Annotated in this window: 25 protein-coding genes; 8 read left to right on the top strand and 17 right to left on the bottom strand. The window is 71.5% G+C overall.

Annotated elements, in window-relative coordinates:
* Positions 1 to 36: 36 nt before the first annotated feature.
* Entirely contained in the window at positions 37 to 477 is a 441-nt protein-coding gene (locus BLW82_RS29140) for a hypothetical protein (protein ID WP_093503255.1), read from the top strand.
* On the opposite strand, the gene BLW82_RS29135 is transcribed toward BLW82_RS29140, so the two are convergent.
* Complete coding sequence (locus BLW82_RS29135) at positions 464 to 1,054, bottom strand: TetR/AcrR family transcriptional regulator (protein WP_093503253.1); 591 nt, start codon at positions 1,052 to 1,054, stop codon at positions 464 to 466. The two genes, BLW82_RS29140 and BLW82_RS29135, sit on opposite strands and share 14 nt — an antisense overlap.
* A gap of 26 nt (positions 1,055 to 1,080) precedes the next feature.
* Positions 1,081 to 2,091 carry an aldo/keto reductase gene (locus tag BLW82_RS29130; protein WP_093503251.1) on the bottom strand — a complete coding sequence of 337 codons (1,011 nt, stop codon included), beginning with the start codon at positions 2,089 to 2,091 and terminating at the stop codon, positions 1,081 to 1,083.
* Positions 2,092 to 2,260: 169 nt separating this feature from the next.
* Here BLW82_RS29130 and BLW82_RS29125 point away from each other — a divergent pair, with 169 nt between their 5' ends.
* A complete protein-coding gene (locus BLW82_RS29125) occupies positions 2,261 to 3,307 on the top strand; it encodes a chitinase (protein ID WP_093503249.1) in 1,047 nt (348 codons plus the stop codon).
* A 736-nt stretch (positions 3,308 to 4,043) separates the two neighbouring features.
* Here BLW82_RS29125 and BLW82_RS29120 read toward each other — a convergent pair.
* Positions 4,044 to 5,426, bottom strand: a complete 1,383-nt coding sequence (locus BLW82_RS29120) for a glycine--tRNA ligase (protein ID WP_093503247.1) — start codon at positions 5,424 to 5,426, stop codon at positions 4,044 to 4,046.
* 163 nt (positions 5,427 to 5,589) lie between these two features.
* Between BLW82_RS29120 and BLW82_RS29115 the strand changes: the two genes are divergently transcribed.
* The 4 genes from BLW82_RS29115 to BLW82_RS29100 all read left to right on the top strand — a co-directional run bounded on the left by BLW82_RS29115 (position 5,590) and on the right by BLW82_RS29100 (position 8,723).
* Positions 5,590 to 6,546, top strand: coding sequence for a metal ABC transporter substrate-binding protein (locus BLW82_RS29115; protein ID WP_093503245.1), 957 nt, complete (start codon positions 5,590 to 5,592; stop codon positions 6,544 to 6,546).
* A 26-nt stretch (positions 6,547 to 6,572) separates the two neighbouring features.
* Positions 6,573 to 7,337 carry a metal ABC transporter ATP-binding protein gene (locus BLW82_RS29110; protein ID WP_093503243.1) on the top strand — a complete coding sequence of 255 codons (765 nt, stop codon included), beginning with the start codon at positions 6,573 to 6,575 and terminating at the stop codon, positions 7,335 to 7,337.
* Positions 7,337 to 8,239: a metal ABC transporter permease gene (locus BLW82_RS29105; RefSeq protein ID WP_093503241.1), complete on the top strand. Its 903-nt coding sequence runs from the start codon at positions 7,337 to 7,339 to the stop codon at positions 8,237 to 8,239. The genes BLW82_RS29110 and BLW82_RS29105 overlap by 1 nt, the downstream gene beginning before the upstream one ends.
* A gap of 61 nt (positions 8,240 to 8,300) precedes the next feature.
* Positions 8,301 to 8,723, top strand: coding sequence for a Fur family transcriptional regulator (locus BLW82_RS29100; protein WP_093503239.1), 423 nt, complete (start codon positions 8,301 to 8,303; stop codon positions 8,721 to 8,723).
* A gap of 1 nt (position 8,724) precedes the next feature.
* On the opposite strand, the gene BLW82_RS44615 is transcribed toward BLW82_RS29100, so the two are convergent.
* From BLW82_RS44615 to BLW82_RS29055, 9 genes are all read right to left on the bottom strand, one after another.
* The gene (locus BLW82_RS44615; RefSeq protein WP_093503237.1) at positions 8,725 to 9,264 is read right to left on the bottom strand and encodes a YcxB family protein; all 540 of its coding nucleotides are present in this window, start codon (positions 9,262 to 9,264) and stop codon (positions 8,725 to 8,727) included.
* A 193-nt stretch (positions 9,265 to 9,457) separates the two neighbouring features.
* Entirely contained in the window at positions 9,458 to 10,309 is an 852-nt protein-coding gene (locus BLW82_RS29090) for an isoprenyl transferase (RefSeq protein WP_093503235.1), read from the bottom strand.
* A 41-nt stretch (positions 10,310 to 10,350) separates the two neighbouring features.
* Positions 10,351 to 11,100 (bottom strand): DNA repair protein RecO, encoded by a 750-nt coding sequence (gene recO, locus BLW82_RS29085; protein WP_093503234.1) that lies wholly within the window; start codon positions 11,098 to 11,100, stop codon positions 10,351 to 10,353.
* A gap of 49 nt (positions 11,101 to 11,149) precedes the next feature.
* Positions 11,150 to 11,359 carry a hypothetical protein gene (locus BLW82_RS29080; RefSeq protein ID WP_093508346.1) on the bottom strand — a complete coding sequence of 70 codons (210 nt, stop codon included), beginning with the start codon at positions 11,357 to 11,359 and terminating at the stop codon, positions 11,150 to 11,152.
* Positions 11,360 to 11,472: 113 nt separating this feature from the next.
* Positions 11,473 to 12,399 (bottom strand): dihydrodipicolinate synthase family protein, encoded by a 927-nt coding sequence (locus tag BLW82_RS29075; protein ID WP_093503232.1) that lies wholly within the window; start codon positions 12,397 to 12,399, stop codon positions 11,473 to 11,475.
* Positions 12,399 to 13,406 carry an oligopeptide/dipeptide ABC transporter ATP-binding protein gene (locus BLW82_RS29070; RefSeq protein ID WP_093503230.1) on the bottom strand — a complete coding sequence of 336 codons (1,008 nt, stop codon included), beginning with the start codon at positions 13,404 to 13,406 and terminating at the stop codon, positions 12,399 to 12,401. The genes BLW82_RS29075 and BLW82_RS29070 overlap by 1 nt, the downstream gene beginning before the upstream one ends.
* Positions 13,403 to 15,418 carry a dipeptide/oligopeptide/nickel ABC transporter permease/ATP-binding protein gene (locus tag BLW82_RS29065; protein WP_093503228.1) on the bottom strand — a complete coding sequence of 672 codons (2,016 nt, stop codon included), beginning with the start codon at positions 15,416 to 15,418 and terminating at the stop codon, positions 13,403 to 13,405. The genes BLW82_RS29070 and BLW82_RS29065 overlap by 4 nt, the downstream gene beginning before the upstream one ends.
* The gene (locus tag BLW82_RS29060; RefSeq protein ID WP_093503226.1) at positions 15,415 to 16,374 is read right to left on the bottom strand and encodes an ABC transporter permease; all 960 of its coding nucleotides are present in this window, start codon (positions 16,372 to 16,374) and stop codon (positions 15,415 to 15,417) included. Before BLW82_RS29060 ends, BLW82_RS29065 begins: the two co-directional genes overlap by 4 nt.
* 4 nt (positions 16,375 to 16,378) lie before the next feature.
* A complete protein-coding gene (locus tag BLW82_RS29055) occupies positions 16,379 to 17,983 on the bottom strand; it encodes an ABC transporter substrate-binding protein (protein ID WP_093503224.1) in 1,605 nt (534 codons plus the stop codon).
* A gap of 430 nt (positions 17,984 to 18,413) precedes the next feature.
* Here BLW82_RS29055 and BLW82_RS29050 point away from each other — a divergent pair, with 430 nt between their 5' ends.
* Positions 18,414 to 19,022: a TetR/AcrR family transcriptional regulator gene (locus tag BLW82_RS29050; protein ID WP_093503222.1), complete on the top strand. Its 609-nt coding sequence runs from the start codon at positions 18,414 to 18,416 to the stop codon at positions 19,020 to 19,022.
* 13 nt (positions 19,023 to 19,035) lie between these two features.
* On the opposite strand, the gene BLW82_RS29045 is transcribed toward BLW82_RS29050, so the two are convergent.
* The 5 genes from BLW82_RS29045 to leuA all read right to left on the bottom strand — a co-directional run bounded on the left by BLW82_RS29045 (position 19,036) and on the right by leuA (position 24,721).
* Positions 19,036 to 20,064, bottom strand: coding sequence for an RAD23 family protein (locus tag BLW82_RS29045; RefSeq protein ID WP_093503220.1), 1,029 nt, complete (start codon positions 20,062 to 20,064; stop codon positions 19,036 to 19,038).
* The gene (locus tag BLW82_RS29040; RefSeq protein WP_093503218.1) at positions 20,061 to 20,594 is read right to left on the bottom strand and encodes a SigE family RNA polymerase sigma factor; all 534 of its coding nucleotides are present in this window, start codon (positions 20,592 to 20,594) and stop codon (positions 20,061 to 20,063) included. Before BLW82_RS29040 ends, BLW82_RS29045 begins: the two co-directional genes overlap by 4 nt.
* Positions 20,595 to 20,665: 71 nt before the next feature.
* Positions 20,666 to 21,844 carry a sialidase family protein gene (locus tag BLW82_RS29035; protein WP_371131512.1) on the bottom strand — a complete coding sequence of 393 codons (1,179 nt, stop codon included), beginning with the start codon at positions 21,842 to 21,844 and terminating at the stop codon, positions 20,666 to 20,668.
* Between the two features lie 275 nt (positions 21,845 to 22,119).
* Positions 22,120 to 22,815: a TerB family tellurite resistance protein gene (locus BLW82_RS29030; protein WP_093503214.1), complete on the bottom strand. Its 696-nt coding sequence runs from the start codon at positions 22,813 to 22,815 to the stop codon at positions 22,120 to 22,122.
* A gap of 184 nt (positions 22,816 to 22,999) precedes the next feature.
* Positions 23,000 to 24,721: a 2-isopropylmalate synthase gene (leuA, locus tag BLW82_RS29025; RefSeq protein ID WP_093503212.1), complete on the bottom strand. Its 1,722-nt coding sequence runs from the start codon at positions 24,719 to 24,721 to the stop codon at positions 23,000 to 23,002.
* Positions 24,722 to 25,041: 320 nt separating this feature from the next.
* Here leuA and BLW82_RS29015 point away from each other — a divergent pair, with 320 nt between their 5' ends.
* A complete protein-coding gene (locus tag BLW82_RS29015) occupies positions 25,042 to 26,127 on the top strand; it encodes a M4 family metallopeptidase (protein WP_093503210.1) in 1,086 nt (361 codons plus the stop codon).
* Positions 26,128 to 26,138 lie beyond the last annotated feature (11 nt).

Genomic DNA, 26,138 nt, shown 5'->3' with positions numbered 1-26,138 from the left:
TGAGAGGTCCCCCCGTCCCTCGACAGGAGTACATCCATGCACACCACCCAGCGTCAGATCTCCCGGGCCCTCGCCGCCGGTGCGCTCTCCGTGGCCCTGCTGTCGGCCGGTTCCGCCGGGGCGTTCGCCACCGAGGCGAAGCCGACTCCGTCGCCGACCACGAGCGCCAAGCCGAAGCCGAGCCCCAGCCCGACGACCACGGCCTCGATCTCGGCCAGGGCGGACACCACCTCGGTCAAGACCGGTGACTCGGTGACCGTGACCGGCCGCACCTCCGGCCTGAAGGTCGGCTGGCCCCTGGTGCTCCAGCACCAGAAGGGCGGCAAGTGGATCCCGCTCAAGGCGACCGCGAAGGTCAAGAACGGCAGCTCGTACTCGCTGACCACGAAGCTCAGCAACCCGGGCACCGAGCACCTGCGGGTCGCGGCGGTCGGCAAGAAGGTCTACTCCCCGACCGTGACGGTCAAGGTGAGCTGAGTCCCCGCACCAGCAGCTCCACCAGCGACCCCAAGTCGTCCTCGGCCTCCGGCCGCACCCACTCCCGCGCGTAGCCCGGGTCGTGGAAGCGGCCGGTGGCCTGGAAGACGGTCCGGGCCGCGGCGGCGGGGTCGGGCACGGTGAAGACACCCGTCCCGGCCCCGTCCGCGATGATCGCGGTCAGCTGGCCGGTCAGGTCGGCGATGTGCTCGGTGACCGCCGGGCCGTTCTCCTCGGCCAGCACCATGTAGGTGGCGAACAGCTCCGGGTCGGCACCCGCCTTGCGGCGCTTCGCGTCGAACAGGGCCCACAGCCAGGCGCGCAGCCGGGCCTCCGGGTCACGGTCACCGGCCGCGATGCCGGAAAGCTGCTCCGAGGTCCGGTCCAGCCACCGCTTCGTCACCGCTTCGCGCAGCGCCGCCTTGGTCCGGAAGTGCCGGTAGACACTGCCGTGGCTGACACCGAGCGCGCGGGCCACGTCCACCACGGTGGCCTTGGCCGGGCCGTGCCGGCGCAGCACCTCCTCGGTCGCCTCGAGGATGCGTTCGGCGGTCAGGGTCGGGGACGTCGCTGCCATGGCCTAGACGGTACCTGGCGCCGCGGTCAGTGCTCGGTGCCGAGATGGCTCATCTGCGCGGCCGGGTAGCGGGTGCCCGCCGCCGCGTCCGCCGGAACGGCCTCCTCGATCGCCGCCAGGTCGGCCGCGTCCAGGGTGACGTCCAGGGCGCCCAGCGACTCGGTGAGCCGCTCGCGGGTGCGGGCGCCGACGAGCGGCACGATGTCCTCGCCGCGGGCGAGCACCCAGGCGATGGCGATCTGCGCGACCGTCACGCCCTTCTCGTCGGCGATCTTGCGCAGCGCCTCGACGAGGTCGAGGTTGTGCTGCAGGTTGTCGCCCTGGAAGCGCGGCGAGACGGCCCGGAAGTCGCCCGCGCCGAGCTGCCGGTCGCGGGTGAAGTGTCCGGAGATCAGGCCCCGGGAGAGCACGCCGTACGCGGTGATGCCGATGCCCAGTTCACGGGTGGTCGGCAGGATCTCCCGCTCGATGTCACGGGTGATGATCGCGTACTCGATCTGGAGGTCGGAGATGGGCGCGGTGGCGGCGGCCCGCCGGATGTTCGCCGCGCTCGCCTCGCTGAGGCCGATGTGCCGGACGTGGCCCTTCTCGACCAGTTCGGCGATGGCGCCGACCGTCTCCTCGATCGGCACGTCCGGGTCGACGCGGGCGATCCGGTAGACGTCGATGTGGTCGACGCCGAGGCGCTGCAGCGAGTAGGCGGCGAAGTTCTTCACGGCGGCCGGGCGGCCGTCGTAGGCGTTCCAGCCGCCGTCCGGGTCGCGCAGGGCGCCGAACTTGACGCTGGTCTGCGCCTTTTCCCGGAGTTCGGCGGGGGCGGTGCGCAGGGCCTCGCCGACCAGCATCTCGTTGTGACCCATGGCGTAGAAGTCGCCGGTGTCGAGCAGGGTCACGCCGGCGTCGAGGGCGGCGTGGATCGTGGCGATCGACTCGGCGCGGTCGGCCTCGCCGTACAGCGGGGACATGCCCATGCAGCCGAGGCCGAGGGCGGAGACCCGGGGGCCGGTGGATCCGAGGGAACGGGTGTGCTTCGTCATGGCTCCACTCTGACATGACAGCTGACAGATTTCAATATCTGTCATTCCATACTCGTCACGCCCGCCCGCCGAAGTGGTCCAGACCTCCCCTTGACGCAAGGTCTGGACCAAGAGCACTGTCATGTCTACGACACTCGCGCCGCGCCCCGACCCCACCGGGAGGCCCCGCATGATCCGACGCACCCTCGCCCTGCTCGCCGCCGCGCTCACGACCGCGGCGCTCACCCAGCTCCCCGCCGCCGCCCCCGCCTCGGCGGCCGACACCTGTGCGGTCAAGTCCCGCCCCGCGGGCAAGGTGCTGCAGGGGTACTGGGAGAACTGGGACGGCTCCGCCAACGGCGTCCACCCGCCGTTCGGCTGGACCCCGATCACCAACTCCGCCATCGCCGCCCACGGCTACAACGTGATCAACGCGGCCTTCCCGGTGATCCGCTCCGACGGGACGGCCCTCTGGGAGGACGGCATGGACACCGGCGTGAAGGTGGCCACGCCCGCGGAGATGTGCGCGGCGAAGGCCTCCGGCCAGACCGTCCTGCTGTCGATCGGCGGGGCGGCGGCGGGCATCGACCTCAGCTCCGCCACCGTGGCCGACAGGTTCGTGTCGACGATCGTCCCGATCCTGAAGACGTACAACTTCGACGGCATCGACATCGACATCGAGACGGGCCTGGTGGGCAGCAGCTCGATCACCCAACTGTCCACGTCCCAGGCCAACCTGGTCCGCATCATCGACGGCATCCTCGCCCGCATGCCGTCCAACTTCGGCCTCACGATGGCCCCGGAGACGGCGTACGTCACCGGAGGCAGCATCACCTACGGCTCGATCTGGGGCGCCTACCTGCCGATCGTCAAGAAGTACGCCGACAACGGCCGCCTGTGGTGGCTCAACATGCAGTACTACAACGGCAGCATGTACGGCTGCTCGGGCGACTCGTACTCGGCCGGCACGGTGGCCGGCTTCACCGCCCAGACCGATTGCCTCAACAAGGGGCTGGTCGTGCAGGGTACGACCATCAAGGTGCCGTACGACAAGCAGGTCCCGGGCCTGCCCGCCCAGTCCGGCGCGGGCGGCGGCTACATGTCGCCGTCCCTGGTCTCCCAGGCCTGGAACCACTACGGCACGTCCCTCAAGGGCCTCATGACCTGGTCGGTCAACTGGGACGGCTCGAAGAACTGGACCTTCGGCGACAACGTGAAGTCCCTACAACACCGCTGACCCACAGAACCGGCCGACCGGTCCCGCGCGCCGGCGCCGGACCGGCCGGTGGACGGCTGCGGGCCGGTGGGGGCCGGTCGCGCAGTTCCCCGCGCCCCAGGTGGGCTGCTGCACCCGGCACCCACAACACGTCGCCGGCCACCGCATCCCCTCCCGCCGCGACGGCGATCAACCACCACGGCGGATACCGGCGGCGCCGGACCGGCCGGTGGACGGCTGCGGGCCGGTGGGGGCCGGTCGCGCAGTTCCCCGCGCCCCAGGTGGGCTGCTGCACCCGGCACCCACAACACGTCGCCGGCCACCGCATCCCCTCCCGCCGCGACGGCGATCAACCACCACGGCGGATACCGGCGGCGCCGGACCGGCCGGTGGACGGCTGCGGGCCGGTGGGGGCCGGTCGCGCAGTTCCCCGCGCCCCCCAGGTCAGCCGCCAAACCCGGCACTCACAACACACCACCTCCCCACCGAACAACGCCGCCCCGCCCCGTCCACTCCCACCCCCACCGGCCCGCCAGATCCCGCCGCAGCGGCGATCAGCCACGACGGCGGATTTCGGCGGTGCTGGACCGGCCGGTGGATCCCTGCGGGACGGTGGGGGCCAGGCGCGCAGTTCCCCGCGCCCCTCAGGTTGGCTGCCAACGCCGGCACTCACAACACATGCGCCACCCAAAACGCCCACCCTCCAGCCGAGCGAGTCGGGTGGGAGGGTGGGCGAAGAAGGCGGAAGGGGCGTGGGCTAGCAGCCCAGGAGGCGGCCGGCGAGGTAGGACTCGATCTGGTCGAGGGAGACCCGCTCCTGCTTCATGGAGTCGCGCTCGCGGACGGTGACCGCGTTGTCCTCGAGCGTGTCGAAGTCGACGGTCACGCAGTACGGCGTACCGATCTCGTCCTGACGGCGGTAGCGCCGCCCGATCGCACCGGCGTCGTCGAACTCGATGTTCCAGTGCCCGCGCAGCGCCTGGGCGAGCCCCTTGGCCTTCGGGGACAGCTCGGCGTTGCGGGAGAGGGGCAGGACCGCGACCTTGACGGGAGCGAGGCGGTGGTCGAGGCGCAGCACCGTGCGCTTCTCCAGCTTGCCCTTCGCGTTCGGCGCCTCGTCCTCGACGTACGCGTCCAGCAGGAAGGCCAGCATGGCGCGGCCGACACCCGCCGCCGGCTCGATGACGTACGGCGTCCAGCGCTCCTGGGCCTCCTGGTCGAAGTAGGAGAGGTCCTGGCCGGAGGCCTTGGAGTGGGCGTTCAGGTCGTAGTCGGTACGGTTGGCGACGCCCTCCAGCTCGCCCCACTCGTTGCCGCCGAACTGGAAGCGGTACTCGATGTCAGCGGTGCGCTTGGAGTAGTGGGAGAGCTTCTCCTTCGGGTGCTCGTACCACCGCATGTTCTCCTCGCGCAGGCCCAGGCCGGTGTACCAGTTCCAGCGCTGCTCCATCCAGTACTCCTGCCACTTCTCGTCCTCGCCCGGCTTGACGAAGAACTCCATCTCCATCTGCTCGAACTCGCGGGTGCGGAAGATGAAGTTGCCGGGCGTGATCTCGTTGCGGAAGGACTTGCCCATCTGCGCGATGCCGAACGGCGGCTTCTTGCGCGAGGCGACGTGCACCTGGGCGAAGTTGGTGAAGATGCCCTGCGCGGTCTCCGGGCGCAGGTAGGCGACGGAGCCGCTGTCCTGGGTCGGGCCGAGGTGGGTGGAGAGCAGGCCCGAGAACTGCTTGGGCTCGGTGAACTGGCCCTTGTTGCCGCAGTTCGGGCAGTTCACGTCCGCCAGGCCGTTCTCCGGGAGGCGGCCGTGCTTGGCCTCGTAGTGCTCCTCCAGGTGGTCCGCGCGGAACCGCTTGTGGCACGAGGTGCACTCGGTCAGCGGGTCCGTGAAGGTGGCGACGTGACCGGAGGCCACCCAGACCTCGGGGGCCAGGATGACGGACGAGTCGATACCGACCACGTCCTCGCGCGACGTCACCATGTAGCGCCACCACTGGCGCTTCAGGTTCTCCTTGAGCTCGACACCCAGCGGCCCGTAGTCCCAGGCGGCCTTCTGGCCGCCGTAGATCTCACTACAAGGGAATACGAAGCCACGGCGCTTGCTCAGGCTGACGATGGTGTCGATCTTGTCGGCGGCCACGGTGCTCTCTTCATTACGACGACGGGCGACGAAGCAAAGACGCTTCAGAGCGAATGCTTCAGCGTACCGGCGGGGCCTCCCCCTCAACCAAATCGGTTCCCCTCACCGGCCTCTCACCCGAGCTTGTTGACAACGGTTTCCATGTTTGATGAAAATGACTCTCATGAACGTACGACGACGCCTCATACCCGCGGCCGCCGCGACCACTGTCACCGCACTCGGCATGGCGGTCCTCACTGCCTGCGGCGGCGACGCCACGGCGGCCCCGACCGGGAAGTTCGACGTCGTCGCGTCGTTCTACCCGATGGCCTTCCTCGCCGATCAGATCGGCGGCAGCCACGTCCACGTCACCAGTCTCACCCAGCCCGGCCAGGAGCCGCACGACCTGGAGATCAGCCCCAAGCAGATCATCGGGATCGAGAAGTCCGACGCGGTCCTCTACCTGAAGAACCTCCAGCCCTCCGTCGACGACGCGGTCGCCCAGTCGTCCGTGCAGACGAAGATCGACGCGGCCTCGCTGACCACGCTGGAGAAGCACGGCAACGAGGTCGGCGGCCACGCGGCCTCGCACGACACCTCGAAGAACGAGGAGCTGTCCGGCCTCGACCCGCACATCTGGCTCGACCCGGTGCGCTACGCCCAGGTCGCCGAGGGCGTCGGCAGGGCCTTCGAGAAGGCCGACCCGGACCACGCCGTCGACTACAGGAAGAACACCGCGGCCCTGGTGAAGAAGCTGGACGCCCTGAACACGCAGTTCAAGAACGGCCTCGCGGGCACGAAGTCCAAGGTCTTCATCACCACCCACGCCGCCTTCGGCTACCTCGCCGAGCGCTACGGCCTGACCGAGGAGGCCATCAACGGCCTCGACCCCGAGTCGGAGCCGAGCGCGGCCCGCGTCAGGGACCTGGAGACCATGGCCAAGGCCGACGGCGTCACCACCGTCTTCTACGAGACGCTCGTCAGCGACAAGACCGCCAAGACCATCGCCGCCGACGCCGGGCTGAAGACGGACGTCCTCGACCCGATCGAGGGCATCACCGCCCGGTCCCGCGGCCGGGACTACTTCGCGGTCCAGGAGGCCAACCTCAAGGCCCTCCAGCAGGCACTGGGCGCCCGGTGACACGCCACGGGACAGGAGACGACGACATGAGCGGCGAACCCGTCATATCCCTGCGCGGCGTCAGCGCCGAACTGGGCTCGCGCCCCGTCCTGCGCGGCATCGACCTCACCGTGCACCGCGGCGAGGTGGTCGCGCTGCTCGGCGCGAACGGCTCCGGGAAGTCGACCGCGATCCGTACGATCGTCGGCCAGGTGCCGGCGAGCGGCGGCGAGGTCGAGCTGTTCGGCACCCCCCGCCGTGCCTTCCGGGACTGGTCGCGGGTCGGCTACGTCCCGCAGCGCACCACGGCGGCGGGCGGGGTCCCGGCGACGGTCACCGAGGTCGTCTCCGCCGGCCGCCTCTCCCGCACCCGCTTCGGCCTCTTCCGCAAGGACGACCACGCGGCCGTACGGCACGCGCTCGGCCTGGTCGGCATGGCGGACCGGGCCAGGGACAACGTGGAGGCGCTCTCCGGCGGCCAGCACCAGCGGGTGCTGATCGCCCGCGCGCTGGTCGCCGAGCCCGAACTGCTGATCATGGACGAGCCGATGGCGGGCGTCGACCTGGCCAGCCAGGAGATCCTCGCGCGGACCCTGCGCGACCAGGTCGAACAGGGCACCACGGTCCTCCTCGTCCTGCACGAACTGGGCCCGCTGGAGCCCCTGATCGACCGCGCGGTCGTCCTCCGCGACGGCTGCGTGCTGCACGACGGGCCGCCGCCCCGCGCCGTCGGCCAGCACGCCCTCCCCGGCCACGACCACGTCCACCCCCACGACGAGCACACACCACTGCGCACAGGACTGCTGAGCTGATGGACTTCCTGAACTACGCCTTCATGCAGCGGGCCCTGCTCGCCGCCGTCCTGGTCGGCATCACCGCCCCCGCCATCGGCATCTACCTGGTCCAGCGCCGCCAGGCCCTGATGGGCGACGGCATCGGCCACGTCGCGATGACCGGCGTCGGCCTCGGCTTCCTGCTCTCCACGTCCCCCGTGTGGATGGCGACGGCGGTGTCCGTCCTGGGCGCGATCGTGATGGAGCTGATCCGCTGGTACGGCCGCACCCGCGGCGACATCGCCCTCGCGATGCTCTTCTACGGCGGGATGGCCGGCGGCGTGATGCTGATCAACCTCGCGCCGGGCGGCTCCAACGCCAACCTGATGTCGTACCTGTTCGGCTCGCTGTCGACGGTGTCCGAGTCGGACGTGACCGCGATCTGCGTGCTGGCGGCCTTCGTCCTGCTGGTCACCCTCGGCCTGCGCCGGCAGCTGTTCGCGGTCAGCCAGGACGAGGAGTTCGCGCGGGTGACCGGCCTGCCGGTACGCGCGCTGAACCTGCTCACGGCGATCACGGCGGCGGTGACCGTGACGGTCGCGATGCGGGTGGTGGGCCTGCTGCTGGTCTCCGCGCTCATGGTCGTCCCGGTGGCCGCGGCCCAGCAGCTGAGCCGCAGCTTCGCGGCCACGTTCGCGATCGCCGTCGCGATCGGTGTGACGGTGACGACCGGGGGCACGATCACGTCGTACTACCAGTACGTCCCGCCGGGCGCGACGATCGTCCTGCTGACCATCGCGGCGTTCCTCCTGCTGAGCGTGCTGGCCGCCCCGCTGGCCCGCCGACGCGCCCGCGCGGCGGCCGCGCGACGGCCCGCCGGGGATCCCGCGGAGTGCGCGATTCCGGCCACCCGGGGGGCCGCCGACGGGGTCGGAGTCTGAACGCCCTCGGCCGGGACTGGCACAATGGCCCGGCAGAGGCAGTGACGTGAGGAGGCAACCGGTGACGACCGCTGGACCGCCCGTGAAGGGCCGCTCGACCCGTCAGCGGGCAGCCGTGGCGGCGGCCCTGGACGAGGTCGAGGAGTTCCGCAGCGCTCAGGAACTGCACGACATGCTCAAGCACAAGGGCGACTCGGTGGGCCTGACGACGGTCTACCGCACCCTCCAGAACCTCGCCGACGCCGGCGAGGTCGACGTCCTGCGCACGTCCGACGGCGAGTCGGTGTACCGCCGCTGCTCCACCGGCGAACACCACCACCACCTGGTCTGCCGCGTGTGCGGCAAGGCGGTCGAGGTGGAGGGCCCGGCGGTGGAGAAGTGGGCCGAGGCCATCGCCGCCGAGCACGGATACGTCAACGTCGCCCACACCGTCGAGATCTTCGGGACCTGCGCGGACTGCGCCGGGACCGCGGGGAGCTGCTGAGCTACACGCGCGTGAGATGCCGGTCGAGGACGGCGCGCAGCCGGTCGGCGTCGGCGGGGTCCTGGAGACCGCGCTTGGGCAGCACGGTGAAGCAGGAGACGTTCTTGTCGTCGCTGTAGGTGAAGAAGGCGTCCTCGGTCTCCCGGTAGCGGGGCTGCGCCGCCCAGTTGAGCGACGTCGTGCTGTTGTCGTTGGCCAGCGTCAGCCCGGCGTCCGTCACGGTCGCGCGGAACGTGCCGTTGCGGGCGCCGAGCTTCTGGAACGCGCGGGCCTGGAGCCGGGGTGTGAAGAACACCAGGATCGCGGCCAAGGGCATCAGGACCAGCAGGAACCAGTTGGGCTTGTCGCGCCCCGCCAGGGAGAGCGAGGCGTTCAGCGCAAAGGCGAGCGCCACGGCCACGAAGGCCCAGCGCCGCGGCCGCACCCACCGCCGCCGCAGCCGCTCGCGTTCCCGCAGCGCCCCCGTGAAGTCCTCCATCGCCGGCTCGTAGACCAGCTCCACCACGCCTTGTTCGGCGTCCCGCCCCATGTCCATGACCATGGGGCGGATCGTACCGGCGCAGGTCAGTTCCGGTCGAAGCGCTTCTCCAGCCGGTCGAAGGACGAGAGGGACGGCGGACGCCTGGCCGCTTCGAGCGCCTGCACGTCGGGGCCGGCCTTCTTGCCGCGCGCGGTGAGCCGGCCGTCGGCTCGCGCCTGGTTCCCCGACGGCCCTCATGAACGCCGAGTGGCGGTCAGCTGCCGGAGGGGTTCTCCTCGGTACGGGCCTCCATGGCCAGCAGCTCCTCGTTGGGGATGGCGCCGCCGAACCGCCGGTCGCGGGAGGCGAATTCGACGCACGCCCGCCACAGGTCACGGCGGTCGAAGTCGGGCCACAGCACGTCCTGGAAGACCATCTCGGCGTAAGCGCTCTGCCAGATCAGGTAGTTGGAGGTGCGCTGCTCGCCGCTGGGCCGCAGGAACATGTCCACGTCCGGCATGTCGCCGTAGTACATGTGCTTCTGGATGGTCTTCTCGGTGATCTTCGACGGGTCGAGGCGGCCCGCCCTCACCTCCTCGGCGATCGCCTGCACCGCGTCGGTGATCTCGGCCCGGCCGCCGTAGTTCATGCAGAAGTACAGGGTGAGCAGGTCGTTGTCCTTGGTCTGCTCCTGGGCGACCTGGAGTTCCTTGGCGACCGACTTCCACAGCCGGGGCATCCGGCCCGCCCAGCGCACCCGGACCCCCAGCGAGTCGAGCTGGTCGCGGGACTTGCGGATGAAGTCGCGGTTGAAGTTCATCAGGAAGCGGACCTCTTCGGGCGAGCGCTTCCAGTTCTCGGTGGAGAAGGCGTACAGGGAGATGTTGCGCACGCCCATCTCGATCGCGCCCTGGAGCACGTCGAGGACCTGCTCGGCGCCGACCTTGTGGCCCTCGGTGCGCGGCAGCCCGCGCTCCTTCGCCCAGCGGCCGTTCCCGTCCATGACGATCGCCACATGGTTCGGGACCAGCTCGCCCGGGAGCTTCGGCGGGCGGGCGCCGGACGGGTGCGGTTCCGGCGCCTTGTACTCGCGGCGCCGGCGTCCCAGGATCCCGCGTACGACCATGTGCTTCTCGTCTCCCTCTGGGCTTTCCCGCTAGCTTCCGGCTAGCTCTTCTCCACGTACCTGAGCGAGCGCAGCCCGCGCTCCAGATGCCAGTGCAGGTAGGCCGACACCAGCCCGCTGCCCTCCCGGACGTGCCGGGCCTCGGCCGCGTCCGCCGTCTCCCAGTCTCCCGTAAGCAGCGCGCCGAGCAGAACCAGGGTCTGCGGCGAGGGTACGACGCTGCCGGGCACCCGGCAGTCGACGCAGATGCTGCCGCCCGAGGCGACCGAGAAGAAGCGGTTCGGGCCGGGCATGCCGCACTTGGCGCAGGCCTCGAAGCTGGGCGCGTAGCCGTTGACGGCGAGGGAGCGCAGCAGGAAGGCGTCGAGGACGAGATGGGGTGCGTGCTCGCCGCGGGCGAGGGTCCGCAGGCCGCCCACGAGCAGCAGGTACTGCTGCACGGCCGGCTCGCCCTCGTGGTCGGTGAACCGCTCGGCGGTCTCCAGCATGGCCGTCCCGGCGGTGTACCGCGCGTAGTCGGTGACGATCGCGCCGCCGTACGGTGCGATGGTCTCGCTCTGCGTGCACAGCGGCAGCCCGCGCCCCACCAGCTCGCTTCCCCGGGCGAAGAACTGCACGTCGACGTGGGAGAAGGGCTCGAGGCGGGCCCCGAACTTCGACTTCGTCCGCCGCACCCCGCGGGCCACCGCCCGCACCCGGCCGTGCCCGCGGGTGAGCAGGGTGATGATCCGGTCCGCTTCACCCAGCTTCTGGGTGCGCAGCACGATGCCGTCGTCGCGGAACAGGCTCATGGGCCCATTCTGCCCTGCCGCCGGACGGGCGCGCCGGGCGAGGCTGACTTCAGGAGGCCTCGCCGCGGCTGCGGGCGTGGGCGGTGGCCGCGCCGAGCCGTTCGGCCTGGGTGGCGACGCGTACGGCGTCCGGGGGCGCGTCCCACTCCCGGCCTCCCCCGTACGGCCGCAACTGCACGTAGGGGCCCTCGTGGCCCATGACGATGCCCAGCCGTCCGGTACGGGTGTCGACGGCACAGGAGCCGATGGGGAGGTTCATCGCGTTCACCTCACCTGGCTCCCCCGTCCCTGGGAATTTCACGCTTCGCATCACCGGTGTGGCGCTGCGTGCCTAGACTCGGCCGGAGTCTGTCCCGGGCTCCGGGACGGCGTTCACATCAGGCCGGCGCCCGCGAGGTACTTCGCCACGCACTCGGTCTCCTCCTGGGAGAGCGGCACCTGGGGCTCGGCGGTGGCGGGGCAGTCGATCACCCCGCGCAGGTGCAGCGCCGCCTTGAACGCCCCGAGCCCCGCCGAGCTGCCGCCCATCCGGGCCGGGTCACCGACGCCGGTCATCCGGAAGAGGCCGCACAGCCGCTCCTGCTCGGCCCGCGCCCGGTCCTGGTCGCCCGCGCGGCACAGGCGGTGCAGGCGGACGTAGCCCTCCGGGTCGACGTTGGCGAGGCCCGGGACCGCCCCGTCGGCGCCCAGCGCGAGGGCCGAGTCGACGGTCAGCTCGGACCCCGTCAGCGCGCTGAAGCCGGACAGGCCCCTGCTGCCGGTGACGACCTCGCGGAAGCCCGCCAGGTCGCCGCTGGAGTCCTTCAGTCCGGCCAGCACCCCCTCGGCGGCGAGTTCGAGGACCAGGCCGGCGGGGAGCTTGGTGTGGACGGCGACCGGGATGTCGTAGGCGACGACCGGGACCGGGGACCGCTCGGCGACCAGACAGAAGTGGCGGGCGATCTCGGCGGGGTGGGTGCGGGTGTAGAAGGGGGCGGTGACGACGACCGCGTCCGCGCCCGCCGCGGTGACGGACGCGACGTGGTCCAGGACCCGGGGGGTCGTCATGTCGATCACGCCCGCCAGCACCGGGAGCCGGCCTGCCACGTGGCCGGCCACCGTCTCGGTGACCAGCCTGCGCTGCCGGTCCGTCAGGTACGCCGCCTCCGACGTCGACCCGAGCACGAACAGGCCGTCCACCCCGGCCGCGGTCAGATGGTCGACGAGCCTGCGCAGGGAGGTGACGTCCACCTCGCGGTCCGGTGTCAGGGGCGTGCAGAGGGGCGGTACGACACCGGTGAGCGGGGCGGGCAGCGTCATCAGGTCTCCCTGGGCAGGCTGTGGCTCGGCTGGTCCTCCTCCACAGCATCCACGGGGTGGTGGCAGCGGTAGCGGTGACCGGGCCGTGACGCGGCCGAGAAGTCAGGCATGCGGACGGCACACTCGTCGTCCGCCCGCCAGCAGCGGGTGCGGAACGGGCACCCGGACGGCGGCCGGGTCGCCGAGGGCACCGGACCGGTGAGCGGGATGGGGTCGATCGGGTTCAGCAGACCCGGGGTGGCCGAGAACAGGGCCCGGGTGTACGGGTGCCGGGCGTGGCCGGTGACGTCGGCGGCCGGGGTGTCCTCGACGATCCGGCCCAGGTACATGGTGATCACCCGGTCGCTCATCCGCCGTACCGTCTGGATGTCGTGGGAGACGAAGACCATGGCGAGGCCGAGGCGTTCGCGCAGGTCGAGGAGGAGGTTGAGGATCTGGGCGCGGACCGAGACGTCCAGCGCGCTGGTCGGTTCGTCCGCCACCACCAGGTCGGGGTCCAGGGCGAGGGCGCGGGCGATCGCGACGCGCTGCCGCTGGCCGCCGGAGAGCTGGCCGGGCAGCGCCTCGGCGAGCGCCCGGGGCAGGCCCACGAGGCTCATCAACTCCCTTACCCTGTCTTCCCGTTCGGCCTTCGTGCCACGCTCGTGGACGTCCAGCGGGTCGCGCAGGACACGGCGTACGGGCAGGCGGCGGTTGAGGGCCGTCGACGGGTCCTGGAAGACCATGCCGGTGCTCGCGCCGACCGTCGTCCGGCGTTCGCCCTGCGGCATCGCCCACAGGTCCCGGCCGTGGAAGGTGACCGTGCCGGCCGTCGGCCGCTGGATGCCGACCAGCACCTTCGCCAGCGTCGACTTCCCGCACCCCGACTCGCCGACCACGCCGACCGTCTCGCCGGGCGCCACGGTGAGGTCGGCGCCGGTCAGCGCGTACACCCGGTCCCGTCCGAACAGACCTCCGCCGCGGGCCCGGTGGACCACGTCGACGCCGGTCAGCCGCACCGCGCTCATGTGACCGCCTCCGCGCTCGCCGCCAGGTCGACGGCCGGGTGGTGGCAGGCCGCGGTGTGGGTGGGGGTGCCGGTGAGACCGGGTGGTGTCGTACGGCAGATCCCGCTCGCCGCCGGACAGCGGTCGCTGAAGCGGCACCCCGCGGGGAAGTCGGCGGGCGACGGGACCACGCCCCTGATCTGGGTGAGCCGCTCGGCCCCGGACTCCAGCGACAGCACGCTGCCGAGCAGGCCGCGCGTGTAGTGGTGGGTGGGGGCGCCGACCAGTTCGGCGGTGACGCCGGTCTCGACGATCTGGCCGCCGTACATCACCACCACCCGGTCGGTGACGTCGGCGACCAGGGCGAGGTCGTGCGAGACGAGGATCAGCGCGAAGCCGAGTTCCTCGCGGAGGCGGAGCAGGAGCTCCATCACCTGGGCCTGGACGGTGACGTCGAGGGCGGTGGTGGGTTCGTCGGCGATGATCAGGCGGGGGTCCCGGGACAGGGCCATGGCGATGAGGACGCGCTGGCGCTGGCCGCCGGAGAGTTCGTGGGGGTAGCTCCGCAGGGTGCGGGTGGGGTCGAGGCCGACGAGGGAGAGCAACTCGGCCGGCGTGTGGTGGCCCCCGCGTCTCACCAGCTGTTTGAGCTGTGCGCTGACCGTCATGGAAGGGTTCAGGGAGGACAGGGCGTCCTGGTAGACCATCGCGATCTCGTGGCCGAGGAGGCGGCGGTGGGGGGTGGTCAGGTCCACCGGCGGCTGCGGGTCCGTGGGGGCTGGTCGCGCAGTTCCCCGCGCCCCTTTGGGGCGCGTTCCCTCACCGCCGTGGAAATCGATTCGGCCCGCCACCCGTGCCGCCTTCGGCTGCAAGCCCATGACCGTCAGGGCCGTCAGGGACTTCCCGCAGCCCGACTCCCCTACCAGGCCCAGGACTTCACCCGGGTAGATGTCGAAGCTGATGCCGTTCACGATGTTCGTGCCCCGGTGACGGTCCGGGAAGGCGATCGTGAGGTTCTTCACGGACAGGACCGGCGGTCCTTCCCGGGAGGGCAGGGGGCGGGCACGCCGTCGTAGCCGGTCGGCCGCCTCGGTCAAGGAGGGCAGCTCCAGGGCCGCCCCCGGCTCAAGTACCTCCACGGGCTCCGTCGGCTCCACCTCTCTGCCCGCCGGTGACGCCCACGCGTCCGAGACGCCCTCGGAGAGCACGTTGAGGGAGAGGACCGTGAGGAGGATGAGCAGGCCGGGGAAGAGGGTGGCCCACCAGCCGCCGGTCAGGACCATGTTCTTGCCGTCGGCGATGACGCTGCCCCAGGACGGTTCGGGGGGCCGCACGCCCGCGCCGATGAAGGACAGGGAGGCCTCGAAGACGATGGCCTCGGCGACCTGGACGGTGCAGAAGACGAGGACGGGGGCCAGGCAGTTGACCGCCACGTGGCGGACGACGATGTGCGGGGTGCGGGCGCCGATGACGCGTTCCGCGGTGACGTAGTCCTCGCCGTACTGGTCGAGGACGTTGGCGCGCACGACCCGGGCCACCGGCGGGGTGAAGAGGAAGGCGATCGCGCAGATCAGGACCGTGATGCCGGCGCCGAAGACGGCGACGAGGACGGCGGCGAGGGCGATGCCGGGGAACGCCATGACCACGTCCAGGCAGCGCATCAGGGTCTCGTCGACGGCCTTGCGGGAGGTGGCCGCGAGGGCGCCGAGCAGGGCGCCGGCGACCAGGGCGAGGCCGGTCGCGCCGAGGCCGATGGCGAGGGACCAGCGGGCGCCGTACATCAGCCGGCTGAGTACGTCCCGGCCGAGGCTGTCCTGGCCCATCCAGTGGGCGCCGGAGGGGTGTCCGGTGCCGTCGACGGGGGCCTGCTGGGCGAGCGGGTCGTCGGCGGCCAGGAGGGGGGCGAACACCGCGACGAGGACGATCACGGTCAGGAAGGCGAGGGCCGCCTTGGACAGCGGTGACAGTCTGCGCAGCCGTACGCCGGGGCGGGCGAGGGCGGTGGTGAGGGCCGCGCGGGTGTACGTCGTCATGTGGCCTCCCTCAGGCGCGGGTTGACCAGCAGGTAGAGGATGTCGATGACGAGGTTGACGACGACGAAGCCGGTCGCGGTGGTGAGGACGACGCCCTGGACGACGGCGGGGTCGCCGTTCTGCACGGCGTCGATCATCAGCTTGCCCATGCCGGGCAGGGCGAAGATGGTCTCGATGACGACGGCGCCGCCGAGCAGATAGCCGACCCGCAGGCCGAGCACGGTCATCGGGTTGACCAGGGCGTTGCGCAGGACGTTGCGGCCGACCACGACATGGGGTGGCAGGCCGCTGCCGATCGCGGTGCGGACGTAGTCCCTGTCGAGTTCCTCGACCACCGAGGTGCGGACGATCCGGGTGAGCTGGGCGGCCACGGGGAGGGAGAGCGCGAGGGCGGGCAGGGCCATGGTCCTCAGCCAGCCGGTGACGGAGTCCTCGGGGTTGATGTAGCCGCCGGCCGGGAACCAGCCGCGGTCGACGGCCAGGTACTGGATCATGAGCAGCGCCAGCCAGAAGGCGGGGGCGGCGACCCCGACCAGGGACAGGACGCGGATGACCTGGTCCGGCCAGCGGTCGCGGTGGATGGCCGCGGTGACGCCGCCGGCGAGGGCCAGGACGACGGCGATGCCGAGGCCGAGGAAGGTCAGCTGGAGGGTGAGCGGCAGGGCGGTGAGGACCTGGTCGAGGACCGGGGTGCGGGTGAGGGCGCTGGTGCCGAGGTCGCCGTGGAGGAGGCCGCCGACGAAGTGGACGTAGCGCAGCGGCAGGGGGTCGAGGAGGCCGTTGCGGGCGCGGAAGTCGTGGAGTTGCCGCGGGGTGGGGTTGGCGCCCTGGAAGAACGCGGACGCCGGGTCGACGTCGGAGAACCGCATCACCAGGAACACGAACAGGGCGATGCCGAGCAGCAGGGGCACCAGCAGGGCGGTGCGGCGCAGCAGGATGCGCAGGACGGCGGTCATGCGGTCAGACCCACTTGGCGGTGAGGACGTTGATGCCCGGGTAGGGCTGTGCCCTTATGCCGGTGAGTCTGCGCGGGTCCCAGGCGGTGATCAGCTCGTTGTGGACGACCGGGTAGAGGACGGCCTGTTCGGCGACGACGTCGATGTACTCCTGGATCATCGTCTTCTTCTTGTCCGGGTCCGGTTCGCGGGTGGCCGCGTCCATGTCCTTGAAGAGCTGCCTGGCGACGGCGTTGTCGGCCCAGCGGGCGTAGCCCATCCACAGGTTCCGGGGGCCGTAGTTGTAGTGCATGATCAGGTCGGCGTCGAGGCCGAACTGGTTGGGGTTCGAGACGGCGGCGACGACCTGGTAGTCCTGTTTCTGGTCCATCTTGGTGAACACGGCCGTGGTCTCCTGCGGGGACAGGGTGGTGGCGACGCCGATCGCGTCCCAGGACGACTTGATGGTGGGCAGGCAGTCGACGAGCCAGCTCACGTTGGAGGCGAGGAGGTTCACGCGCAGGCCGCCGACTCCGGCCGCCCTCAGGAGGGCCTTCGCCCTGTCGGGGTCGTGGCCGTAGACCGTCCTCGCCCTGCGGTAGGCGGGGTTGGTCTCGTTCAGGAACGAACTCGCCGGTTTTCCGTGGCCCTTGAGGGCGACCTCGACGATCTTCTCCTTGTCGATGGCGTAGTGCAGGGCCTGGCGGACCCGGACGTCGTCGAAGGGTCTGTGCTGGGTGTTGAACATCAGGAACGCGTTGTTCATCCCGGCACCGCCGCCGACCGAGAGGCCGCCCTGTTCCAGGCGGGGGATGTTGGCGTAGGGGATGTTGTCCGAGATCTGGGCGCCGGCGCCGGTCCCGGAGATCCGCGCCACGCGGGAGGCCGCGTCGACGATCGTCAGCCAGTTCATCTTCCGGAAGGCGGGCCTGCGGGGGCCGTTGTACGGGTCGTACGCGGCGAAGGTGGTGTTGGACTTCGGGTGGTGCCCGGTCTGCCGGTACGGTCCGGAGCCGACCGCGAGGCCCTTGATCGCGTCGTCCCAGGCGCCGGGCCGGGAGAAGACGTGCGCCGGCATGATCTTGGCGAGGGTGAGGCGGGCGACGCCGTCCGGGAAGGGGAACCTCAGCACCAGGTCGACGGTCCGGGCGTCGACCTTGCGGGCCTCCTTCAGCCAGCTCGCGAAGAAGCCCTGGGCGAGGGTCTGGGTGCCCGGGTCGAGGATCCGGTCGAAGACGAAGACCACGTCGTCGGCGGTGACCGGTTTCCCGTCGTGGAAGGTGGCCCCGGAGCGCAGGGTGAACCGCCAGGTGGTGGCGTTCGCGTCGGTGGGCAGCCGGGTCGCCAGCGCCGGGTAGGGGGCGCGGGTGATCGGGTCGGTGTCGGCCAGGCCCTCGTAGATGTGGTTGTTGGCGGCCATCGCGAACGCGGACGCGGTCTGGGTGGGGTCCCAGCTGCCGTCGTTGCCGTAGCCGATCACCGCGGTGAGGGTGCGGTCGGAGCCGCTGCCGCCGAGGTCGATCGTGGACTTGGGGCCGCACGCCGTCAGTGTCGTCAGCGAGGCTGCCGCGCCCAGGGCCCCGGCGTGCTTCAGGAACGTCCTGCGGCCGTGGGCCGCCTGGTCGCGCACGGTGCCTCCAGCGTGGGGGAAAGGAGACGTCGGACGTCCGGTGTTAGCGCGACCATAAGAAAGGGTTCGGGGACGGTCAAGGCAAGGCGCGCGAATGGCGTAAACCGTCAGAGGTGGGACCAATGGCACCGCCGCGGCGGGGTCCACGCGGCCGCCTCCGCGCGGAAGTTGGCGCCGGCCGCCCGAGTGGCGGCCGGCGCCGGGGTGCTACGCGGGAGCCGCCGGCCGGGCGACCACGGCCCCGCGCGAGGAGGAGCCCGAGGGGCGCTGGGGGTCCCCCGGGCCGAAGACTGGGGGAGGAATTGCGCGACCAGCCACGAGGGCGGCGCGGCAGACGAGCGGCCTGCGGCACGTCACGGCCCCGATGGCCCGCGAGACAATTAATGTACGCTGAGTCCATATAAGCGGGAACGTGGTCGGGAGGCAGCGCATGGAGCAGCGGACGGAAGGGACGCCGGTGCGGCGGGGGCGCGGGCGGCGCCCCGCGGACGAGGTGCGGGCCGACGTGCTCGCCGCCGCGGGCGCGCTGCTCCTGCGCGACGGGCTGGCGGCCTTCACCTTCGAGCGGGTCGCCCAGGAGGCCGGGGTCAGCAAGACGACCCTGCACAAGTGGTGGCCCTCGCGCGGCACGCTCGCACTCGACGGCTACTTCCACGCCGTCGAGTCCGTCCTCGCCTTCCCCGACACCGGCGACATCGAGGCCGACCTGACGTCCCAGGTCCGCGCCTTCGTCCGGCTGCTCACCGGGACGCCGGCCGGGCGGGTCATCGGCGGGCTCATCGGCCAGGCGCAGACCGACCCCGACCTGTCCGCCGCCCTGCTCCAGCGCTACACGGGGCCGCGCCGCGACCTGGCCGTGACGGCGATGCGGCGCGCCCAGGACCGCGGCCAGCTGCGCGCCGACGCCGACCCCCAGGTCCTGGTCGACCAGCTCTGGGGGGCCTGCTACCACCGCCTGCTGCTGCCCGACGAACCCCTCACCGAGGAGTTCGCGGACCGGCTGGTCGCCAACCTGCTGCACGGGGTCGGCACCGGCTGACCGGCGCCACCGGCTACGGCAGGGTCTTCTCGTACGACGCGTCGTGGTCGGAGTCGTAGACGAGCTTGCCCGCCGCGTCGTAGCCCTTCAGGTGCGGGGCCGCGGTGACCTGCTTGTGCAGGGTGCCGGTGGCGACGAACCAGCCGTGGTCGAGGACCACCTCGCCCGCGTCGCCGCCGTAGGAGACCGTCATCGTGGCCACCGAGGGGCGGTAGCCGCCGATGATCCCCCAGCGGAACGGCAGCTTCCAGGCGCCCTTGTCGAGGATCGTCTGCTGGTACAGCTTGCCGCTGTTCATGTCCGGGGCCACGGGCGTCCGCGCGCCGCCGAAGGGGTCCCCGATGCTGGTGTTCAGACCGGAGGCCGCACCGTCCTTGACGTTGCAGATGAGCCGGGCCGGCGCCGGCTTCTCCCGTACCGCGACCACGAAGTAGCCGTCGCCGGGTGCGTTGGAGTCCCCGGTGCTGCGCATCGCCAGGACGATCCGGTAGTCGGCCGGCTTGCCGAGGTCGGTGTAGGTCGGGTCCTTGGGGAGGCGGTGCGCCTTGTTGTAGTCGAGGCACTTGCCGAGTCCGGTGGCGGCCTGGTCGAAGGTGATCCCGTCCAGCAGCTGCTGCGCGGCGGACGCCGGGTGCGCCGGGGCCGTCGGTGCCGTGGTCGAAGGGGCCGAGGCCGTCGCGGGGGCCGTCGGGGTCCCGGACGGTGCCGGGGCGGACGCGGTGGCCGGGCCCGTCGGACTCGTCGGCCCCGTGGGGCTCGTCGGGGCCGGGCGCTCGCTGGCCAGCACCGTGGGGCTGGGCCCGGCCGGGCTCGTCGTGGTGCCGCCGCCCAGCGCGTACGCCCCGACCGGCACGACCGCGAGCGCCGCCAGCGCCGCCCCGCCCACGGCCAGGCGCCGCCGTCGCTCCAGCACGCCCCGGCGCCGGATCTCCGGATACGGCACCGGTGACGGCCGGACCAGGGACGCGTCCCCGGCCAGCAGCGCCCGCACCCGCGCCTCGAACTCCGGCTCGGCCGCCCCGCCCTGCTTCTGACCGCTCACCTGCTGCCTCCCTGCACGGGCGCCGCGTGGCTCATGGCCTGCGCGAGCCCCGGAACCGTACGCAACTTCGCCAGGCCCTTGGACGCCTGGCTCTTTACCGTGCCCGGGGAGCAGCCGAGCACCTCGGCGACCTCCCCCTCGGACAGGTCCTCCCAGTACCGCAGCACCACCACCGCGCGCTGCCGCGGGGGCAGCCCGGCCAGGGCCGCGAGCAGCATGCCGCGCTCGTCGGCCCGGGACACGGCGTCGTCGTACCCCGCGCGCTCCGGCGGCACGTCGGTCAGCGACTCGGCGACCCGGCGCTTGCGGAACCGGTCGCTGTTGCAGCTGACCAGCATGCGGCGGACGTACGCCTCCGGATGGTCGGTCCGGGAGACGCGCCGCCAGGACCGGTAGGCCTTCGCCAGCGCGGTCTGCGTCAGGTCCTCCGCATGGTGCGGGTCACCGGTGAGCAGATAGGCGGTCCGCACCAGCTGCGACCACCGTGCTCTGACGAATTCCTGGAACTGGGCCTCTAGTTCGGCCTGCATCAGCCACCCCCTCGCCCTCCAGACCGCCGGATCCGTGGATTCGGTTGCCCGGCGGACGAAGGCCGTTGCGCTCAGGGTGCCGTGACCCGCCGGAACTCGATCGTGTCGTACGCCGTCCTGGTGCCCGTCTCGTACAGCACCCCCACCGTGCGCCTGTCGATCTGGACGAGGTCCGAGTAGGCGGCCTTCAGGTCGGACAGGGTGAGGTACTTCTCGAAGGTGATGCCCTGGTCGGCACTGGTCCACAGGGCCATGGTCCGGCGGGCCGTGGGGACCGACGGGGCGGAGAAGAGGAGCGGCCCCTCGGCGCCCGGGAGCTGCAGGACGGAGCCCTCGACCACCGGGACCCTGGACAGGGTCGGCTGGACCGAGTAGGGCGCGTCCAGGGTCTCGCCGCCGTCGCTCGACCAGGCCTCCAGGCGGTTGCCCGGGCTGGAGCCGTTCTGGTCGCGGGCGTTGAAGTAGAGGCGTCCGTCGGGGAGTTGGGCGGCGGTCGTCTCGTTGGCGTTGTCGTGGCCGGTGTAGGAGTCGTCGACGAAGCCGAGGTGCCAGCTGTGGCCGCCGTCGTCGCTGTAGATCGCGTGGCCGCCGTAGTACCTGGCCTCCCGGCCGGTGTCGGCGGAGCCGGCGCGCGGGGCGGCGGAGTGGTCGGCGGCCACGACCAGGCGCCCTCGGTGCGGTCCCCGGGTGAGCGCGACGGCGTGCCCGGGGCCGGTCGCGTACCAGCGCCAGCCGGAAGGCTTCACCTGGGCGGTGATCTCGTGCGGGCGGGTGAAGTGGCGACCGTCGTCGCTGCTGCGCTGCACGTACACCCGGCGGCTCTGCGCCCCGGTGACCTGGCCGCGCATGATCTGGTCCTCGTTCACCGAGCCGTCGTTGTACGAGGTCACCAGGACGATCTGGCCGCTGCGCGGGTCCACCACCGGCGCCGGGTTGCCGCGGGTGTCCCCGTCACCGGCGGCCACCACGCGGAGCGGGTCCCAGGTGCAGCCGCCGTCGGCGGAGCGTCTCAGCACGACGTCGATGTCGCCGCTGTCCCCGGTGGTGGAGTGCCGGCCCTCGGCGAACGCGAGCAGGGTGCCGCGCCCGCTGCGGACGACGGCCGGAATGCGGAACTGGACGTAGCCGCCCTCGCCGGAGACGTACGGCACGGAGGACTCGCAGCCGGCCGCCGCCCAGGCCCTGGGCCCGGTCGTGAACGCCCCGAGCAGCAGCGCGGCGGCGAGCGAGAACCGGCCGGCACGGGTCACAGGAGACACATGACTCACGCTTCTCATCCTGCTCCCGGTGCGGCCCGCACCGCACTCCCGCACCGGCCGGCCGGACGGACGGTCCGGCGTGCCGTCAGGCCGTGGGGCGGCTCATGTCGAGCCGCCGCGCACCCGGCTGACGTCGTGAAACGCGACGCGGACCGGCACGGCGGGTGTCAACGGCGGCCGTACGCAGGGGCAGTGACGATCCGCCAGGTCCCGTACGGCCAACCGGGTGAACGGCCGCCGGTCGCCGCGCGCCGGGCCCGCGGGGCTCACGACGGTGTGCGGGCCGCCGCCAGGAGCCGGCTCACGTCGTCGGCGCAGATGGTCAGGGCCGCGCCGACCGTGCCGAGGACCTCGCGTTCGGCGTTGGTGTAGGGGCCGTCGGCGAGCGCGATCCGGGCGCCCTGGAGGAGCAGTGCCTCCCGTCCGGCGGGGGCGAGGTGCGGGGCGAGCGGGTCGAGTGCCTCGTGCAGCTCTATCGCCAGGCTCGCCCGGTACGGCTGCTCGAAGACCCGCCCGGTGTCCGCGACGAGGGCCTCGACCAGCGCCTCCAGCTGGTCCTCGGTGGCCTCCTCGAAACCGGCGGCGCGGACCGCGCCCACCGCCGCCTCCAGGGCCGTACGGGCGCCGGTGCCGCCGGCCGCCAGGACGGCGAGGGCGACGGTGTGCACGGCGTCGCGGAGCATCGCCGAGAAGCGGGAGGTGGTGGGGTGGTCGAGGACGTCGGTGCCGTAGTGGTGGCGGCAGGCGGCGCACTCCACGACCGGGCCGGTGGTGCCGCGCGGCAGCACCGGCACGCCCAGCAGGGTGAAGCGGCGCCGGCCGGTGAGCCGCTGGTAGTTGCGGTCACCGCCGCAGCCGGGGCAGAAGAACTCCCCGTCGCCGACGGGTGTCCAGGCGGTGCGGGTGCCCAGAATCCGGGCAGGCCTGGCGGTTCGGCAGTCTCGTCCCCGTACTGGCAGCACGTCGCACCTCCGTAACGCCGTGGCAACATCGCCACCGCTGGCGTGATGTTAGCCACATGGAGGAGCCGGAGTCAGTACCCCGTACGAGACCAGTCCGTGACCTGCACATCGAGATGGCCGGGAAACGACGGGGCCCTGATCGCCACGAGAGCTGATCAGGGCCCCGAAACCGCCGGTCAGGGGGCTATCGCGTGGCGCGGTTGACGGCGGAGACGACCGCCTTCAGCGACGCACGCGTCGTGTTCGCGTCGATGCCGATACCCCACAGGATCTTGCCGTCGATCGCGCATTCGATGTAGGAGGCGGCCTGCGCGGAGGCGCCCTCGCTCATCGTGTGCTCCTGGTAGTCCAGGAGACGTACGTCGATGCCCAGGCCCTGCAGCGCGTCGAAGAACGCGGAGATCGGGCCGTTGCCGGAGCCGGTCAGCACGGTGTCCTCGCCGTCGACGGTGGCCTCGACGGTGAGGGTGTCCACGCCGTCGGTGTCGGTGGTCGACTGGCCCGTCTTCACCTGGATGCGGCCCCAGGGGTTCTCCGGGTTCGGCAGGTACTCGTCCTGGAAGACCGCCCAGATGTCGGCGCCGGTGACCTCGCCGCCCTCGGCGTCCGTCTTGGCCTGGATGAGCTTGGAGAACTCGATCTGCATCCGGCGCGGCAGGTCCAGCTTGTGGTCGTTCTTCAGGACGTAGGCGATACCGCCCTTGCCGGACTGCGAGTTGACCCGGATGACGGCCTCGTAGGAGCGGCCGACGTCCTTCGGGTCGATCGGCAGGTACGGCACCGCCCACTCGATGTCGTCGACGGTGACACCCTGCGCGGCCGCGTCGGCCTCCATGGCGTCGAAGCCCTTCTTGATGGCGTCCTGGTGGGAGCCGGAGAAGGACGTGTAGACCAGGTCGCCCACGTACGGGTGGCGCGGGTGGACCTCCATCTGGTTGCAGTACTCCCACACGCGACGGATCTCGTCGATGTCGGAGAAGTCGATCTGCGGGTCGACGCCCTGCGAGAACAGGTTCATGCCCAGGGTGACCAGGTCGACGTTGCCGGTGCGCTCGCCCTGCCCGAACAGGCAGCCCTCGACGCGGTCGGCGCCGGCCATCAGCGCCAGTTCGGCGGCGGCGACGGCGGTGCCGCGGTCGTTGTGCGGGTGGACGGAGAGCACCACGTGCTCGCGGCGGGACAGGTTGCGGTGCATCCACTCGAAGCGGTCCGCGTGCGTGGACGGCGTCGAACGCTCCACCGTGGCGGGCAGGTTGAGGATGATCTCGCGGCCCGGGCCGGGCTGGTAGACGTCCATCACCGCCTCGCAGACCTCCAGCGCGAAGTCCAGCTCGGTGTCGGTGAAGATCTCCGGCGAGTACTGGTAGCCGAACTCCGTCTCCGGGCCCAGCAGCTTCTCGGCGTACTCCATCACCAGCCGCGTGCCGTCGACGGCGATCTGCCTGATGTCGTCCTTGGAGCCGCGGAACACCACGCGCCGGAAGACGGGGGCGGTCGCGTTGTACAGGTGGACGGTGGCCCGCCGGGCGCCCTTCAGCGACTCCACGGTCCGCTCGATCAGGTCCTCGCGGGCCTGGGTCAGTACGGAGATCGTCACGTCGTCCGGGATCGCGCCCTCTTCCTCGATGATCGAGCGCACGAAGTCGAAGTCGGTCTGACCGGAGGCGGGGAAGCCGACCTCGATCTCCTTGTAGCCCATCTTGACCAGCTGGTCGAACATCCGGCGCTTGCGCTCGGGCGACATCGGGTCGATCAGGGCCTGGTTGCCGTCACGCAGGTCCGTGGAGAGCCAGCGGGGGGCCTCGGTGATCCGCTTCCCGGGCCAGGTGCGGTCGGGAATGTCGACCTGGTCGTACGTGCCGTACTTGTGGACCGGCATGGAACTGGGCTGCTGACGGTTGACCATGATTGCGGGGCTCCTGGTGGGTGTCCGGAAGGACGGCCGACGACGCAACGCGAAGCTCCGCGGGGAGGGAGTCGACCTGGACTACAGGCCCTCGCCGCGGCAGCTAAGAAGAAGCAGCCCGAAACGCATGATGCTCCGCATGCTAGCCGAGCCCCTTCGGACGCGGGGCGCCGTATCAGTATGCGGGACCGCGCGGAGAAACAGGACAAAACGTGCGCCATACCACTGCCACTCACGGAGCGTCATCAATTGTCACCGTATTTCACCAATCATGGTTGCAGGTAGTGACAGCCATGTGACTCGGTGCGAAGGTGCGGTGCATGACGACCAACGGGGGCTCTGAGCCCGTCATCCGCCGCACGCCCGTCTTCTGCGGGATCGTGCCGCCGCACATCCTCGACCACCTCGCCCAGCACGAGGACCAGGCACTCTCCGACGCGGCGCTGCGCACCCTGCAGCACGACTCCGCGGCCCGCACCCGCCGCCGCGTGACGGCGGTCCGCACCCTGGCGGCCGCCGCCGCCCCGGCAGCGGCCGACAGCACACCCCACCGCACGATCTACGACGCCGGGCACCGCACCGACCTCCCCGGCACCGAGGTCCGCGCGGAGGGGACCGAGCCCGGCCAGGACGCGACCGTCAACCGCGCCTACGCCGGCCTCGGCGCCACCTTCGACCTGTACCTGAAGGCGTACGAGCGCGACTCCATCGATGGCAACGGGCTGCCGCTGAACGCGAGCGTCCACTACGACGTCAACTACGACAACGCCTTCTGGAACGGCGACCAGATGGTGTTCGGGGACGGCGACGGCGAGATCTTCGTCGACTTCACCACCTCCGTCGACGTCATCGGCCACGAACTCACGCACGGCGTCACCCAGTACACCGCCAACCTGGAGTACTACGGCCAGTCCGGCGCCCTGAACGAGTCGGTCTCCGACGTCTTCGGCTCGCTCATCAAGCAGTACTCCCTCGGCCAGACCGCCGACCAGGCCGACTGGCTGATCGGCGAGGGGCTGCTCGCCCCGGGCGTGCACGGCGTGGCGCTGCGCTCGATGAAGGCCCCGGGCACGGCGTACGACGACCCGCGCCTCGGCAAGGACCCGCAGCCGGCGACGATGCAGCACTACGTGAGGACCAGCCGGGACAACGGCGGTGTGCACATCAACTCCGGCATCCCCAATCACGCCTTCTACCTGCTCGCCACCGCCCTCGGCGGCAACGCCTGGGAGCGTGCCGGGCAGATCTGGTACGACGTCCTCACCGGCGGCGAACTGCGGTCGGACGCCACGTTCGCGGACTTCGCGAAGCTCACCGTCGCCGCGGCCAGGACCCGCTACCAGGCGGGCGAGGAGAGCGAGGCGGCCCTCAAGGCCTGGGCCCAGGTGGGCGTGCAGGCCTCCTGACCGTGCGGGGG

Origin of the sequence: Streptomyces sp. Ag109_O5-10, assembly GCF_900105755.1 — a bacterium.
Lineage (GTDB): Bacteria > Actinomycetota > Actinomycetes > Streptomycetales > Streptomycetaceae > Streptomyces.
Note: the sequence above shows the minus strand (reverse complement) of the source record. Positions and strands in the feature narration are given on the sequence as shown.

Coding starts and splice junctions, on each gene's coding strand:
- BLW82_RS29130 (WP_093503251.1), bottom strand. CDS start 2,091: ATGACGAAGCACACCCGTTCCCTCGGATCCACCGGCCCCCGGGTCTCC.
- BLW82_RS29075 (WP_093503232.1), bottom strand. CDS start 12,399: ATGACGCTGCCCGCCCCGCTCACCGGTGTCGTACCGCCCCTCTGCACG.
- BLW82_RS29065 (WP_093503228.1), bottom strand. CDS start 15,418: ATGACGACGTACACCCGCGCGGCCCTCACCACCGCCCTCGCCCGCCCC.
- BLW82_RS29115 (WP_093503245.1), top strand. CDS start 5,590: ATGAACGTACGACGACGCCTCATACCCGCGGCCGCCGCGACCACTGTC.
- BLW82_RS29040 (WP_093503218.1), bottom strand. CDS start 20,594: ATGCAGGCCGAACTAGAGGCCCAGTTCCAGGAATTCGTCAGAGCACGG.
- BLW82_RS29080 (WP_093508346.1), bottom strand. CDS start 11,359: ATGAACCTCCCCATCGGCTCCTGTGCCGTCGACACCCGTACCGGACGG.
- BLW82_RS29060 (WP_093503226.1), bottom strand. CDS start 16,374: ATGACCGCCGTCCTGCGCATCCTGCTGCGCCGCACCGCCCTGCTGGTG.
- BLW82_RS29110 (WP_093503243.1), top strand. CDS start 6,573: ATGAGCGGCGAACCCGTCATATCCCTGCGCGGCGTCAGCGCCGAACTG.
- BLW82_RS29070 (WP_093503230.1), bottom strand. CDS start 13,406: ATGAGCGCGGTGCGGCTGACCGGCGTCGACGTGGTCCACCGGGCCCGC.
- BLW82_RS29135 (WP_093503253.1), bottom strand. CDS start 1,054: ATGGCAGCGACGTCCCCGACCCTGACCGCCGAACGCATCCTCGAGGCG.
- BLW82_RS29090 (WP_093503235.1), bottom strand. CDS start 10,309: ATGGTCGTACGCGGGATCCTGGGACGCCGGCGCCGCGAGTACAAGGCG.
- BLW82_RS29105 (WP_093503241.1), top strand. CDS start 7,337: ATGGACTTCCTGAACTACGCCTTCATGCAGCGGGCCCTGCTCGCCGCC.
- BLW82_RS29050 (WP_093503222.1), top strand. CDS start 18,414: ATGGAGCAGCGGACGGAAGGGACGCCGGTGCGGCGGGGGCGCGGGCGG.
- BLW82_RS44615 (WP_093503237.1), bottom strand. CDS start 9,264: ATGGTCATGGACATGGGGCGGGACGCCGAACAAGGCGTGGTGGAGCTG.
- BLW82_RS29125 (WP_093503249.1), top strand. CDS start 2,261: ATGATCCGACGCACCCTCGCCCTGCTCGCCGCCGCGCTCACGACCGCG.
- recO (WP_093503234.1), bottom strand. CDS start 11,100: ATGAGCCTGTTCCGCGACGACGGCATCGTGCTGCGCACCCAGAAGCTG.
- leuA (WP_093503212.1), bottom strand. CDS start 24,721: ATGGTCAACCGTCAGCAGCCCAGTTCCATGCCGGTCCACAAGTACGGC.
- BLW82_RS29015 (WP_093503210.1), top strand. CDS start 25,042: ATGACGACCAACGGGGGCTCTGAGCCCGTCATCCGCCGCACGCCCGTC.
- BLW82_RS29140 (WP_093503255.1), top strand. CDS start 37: ATGCACACCACCCAGCGTCAGATCTCCCGGGCCCTCGCCGCCGGTGCG.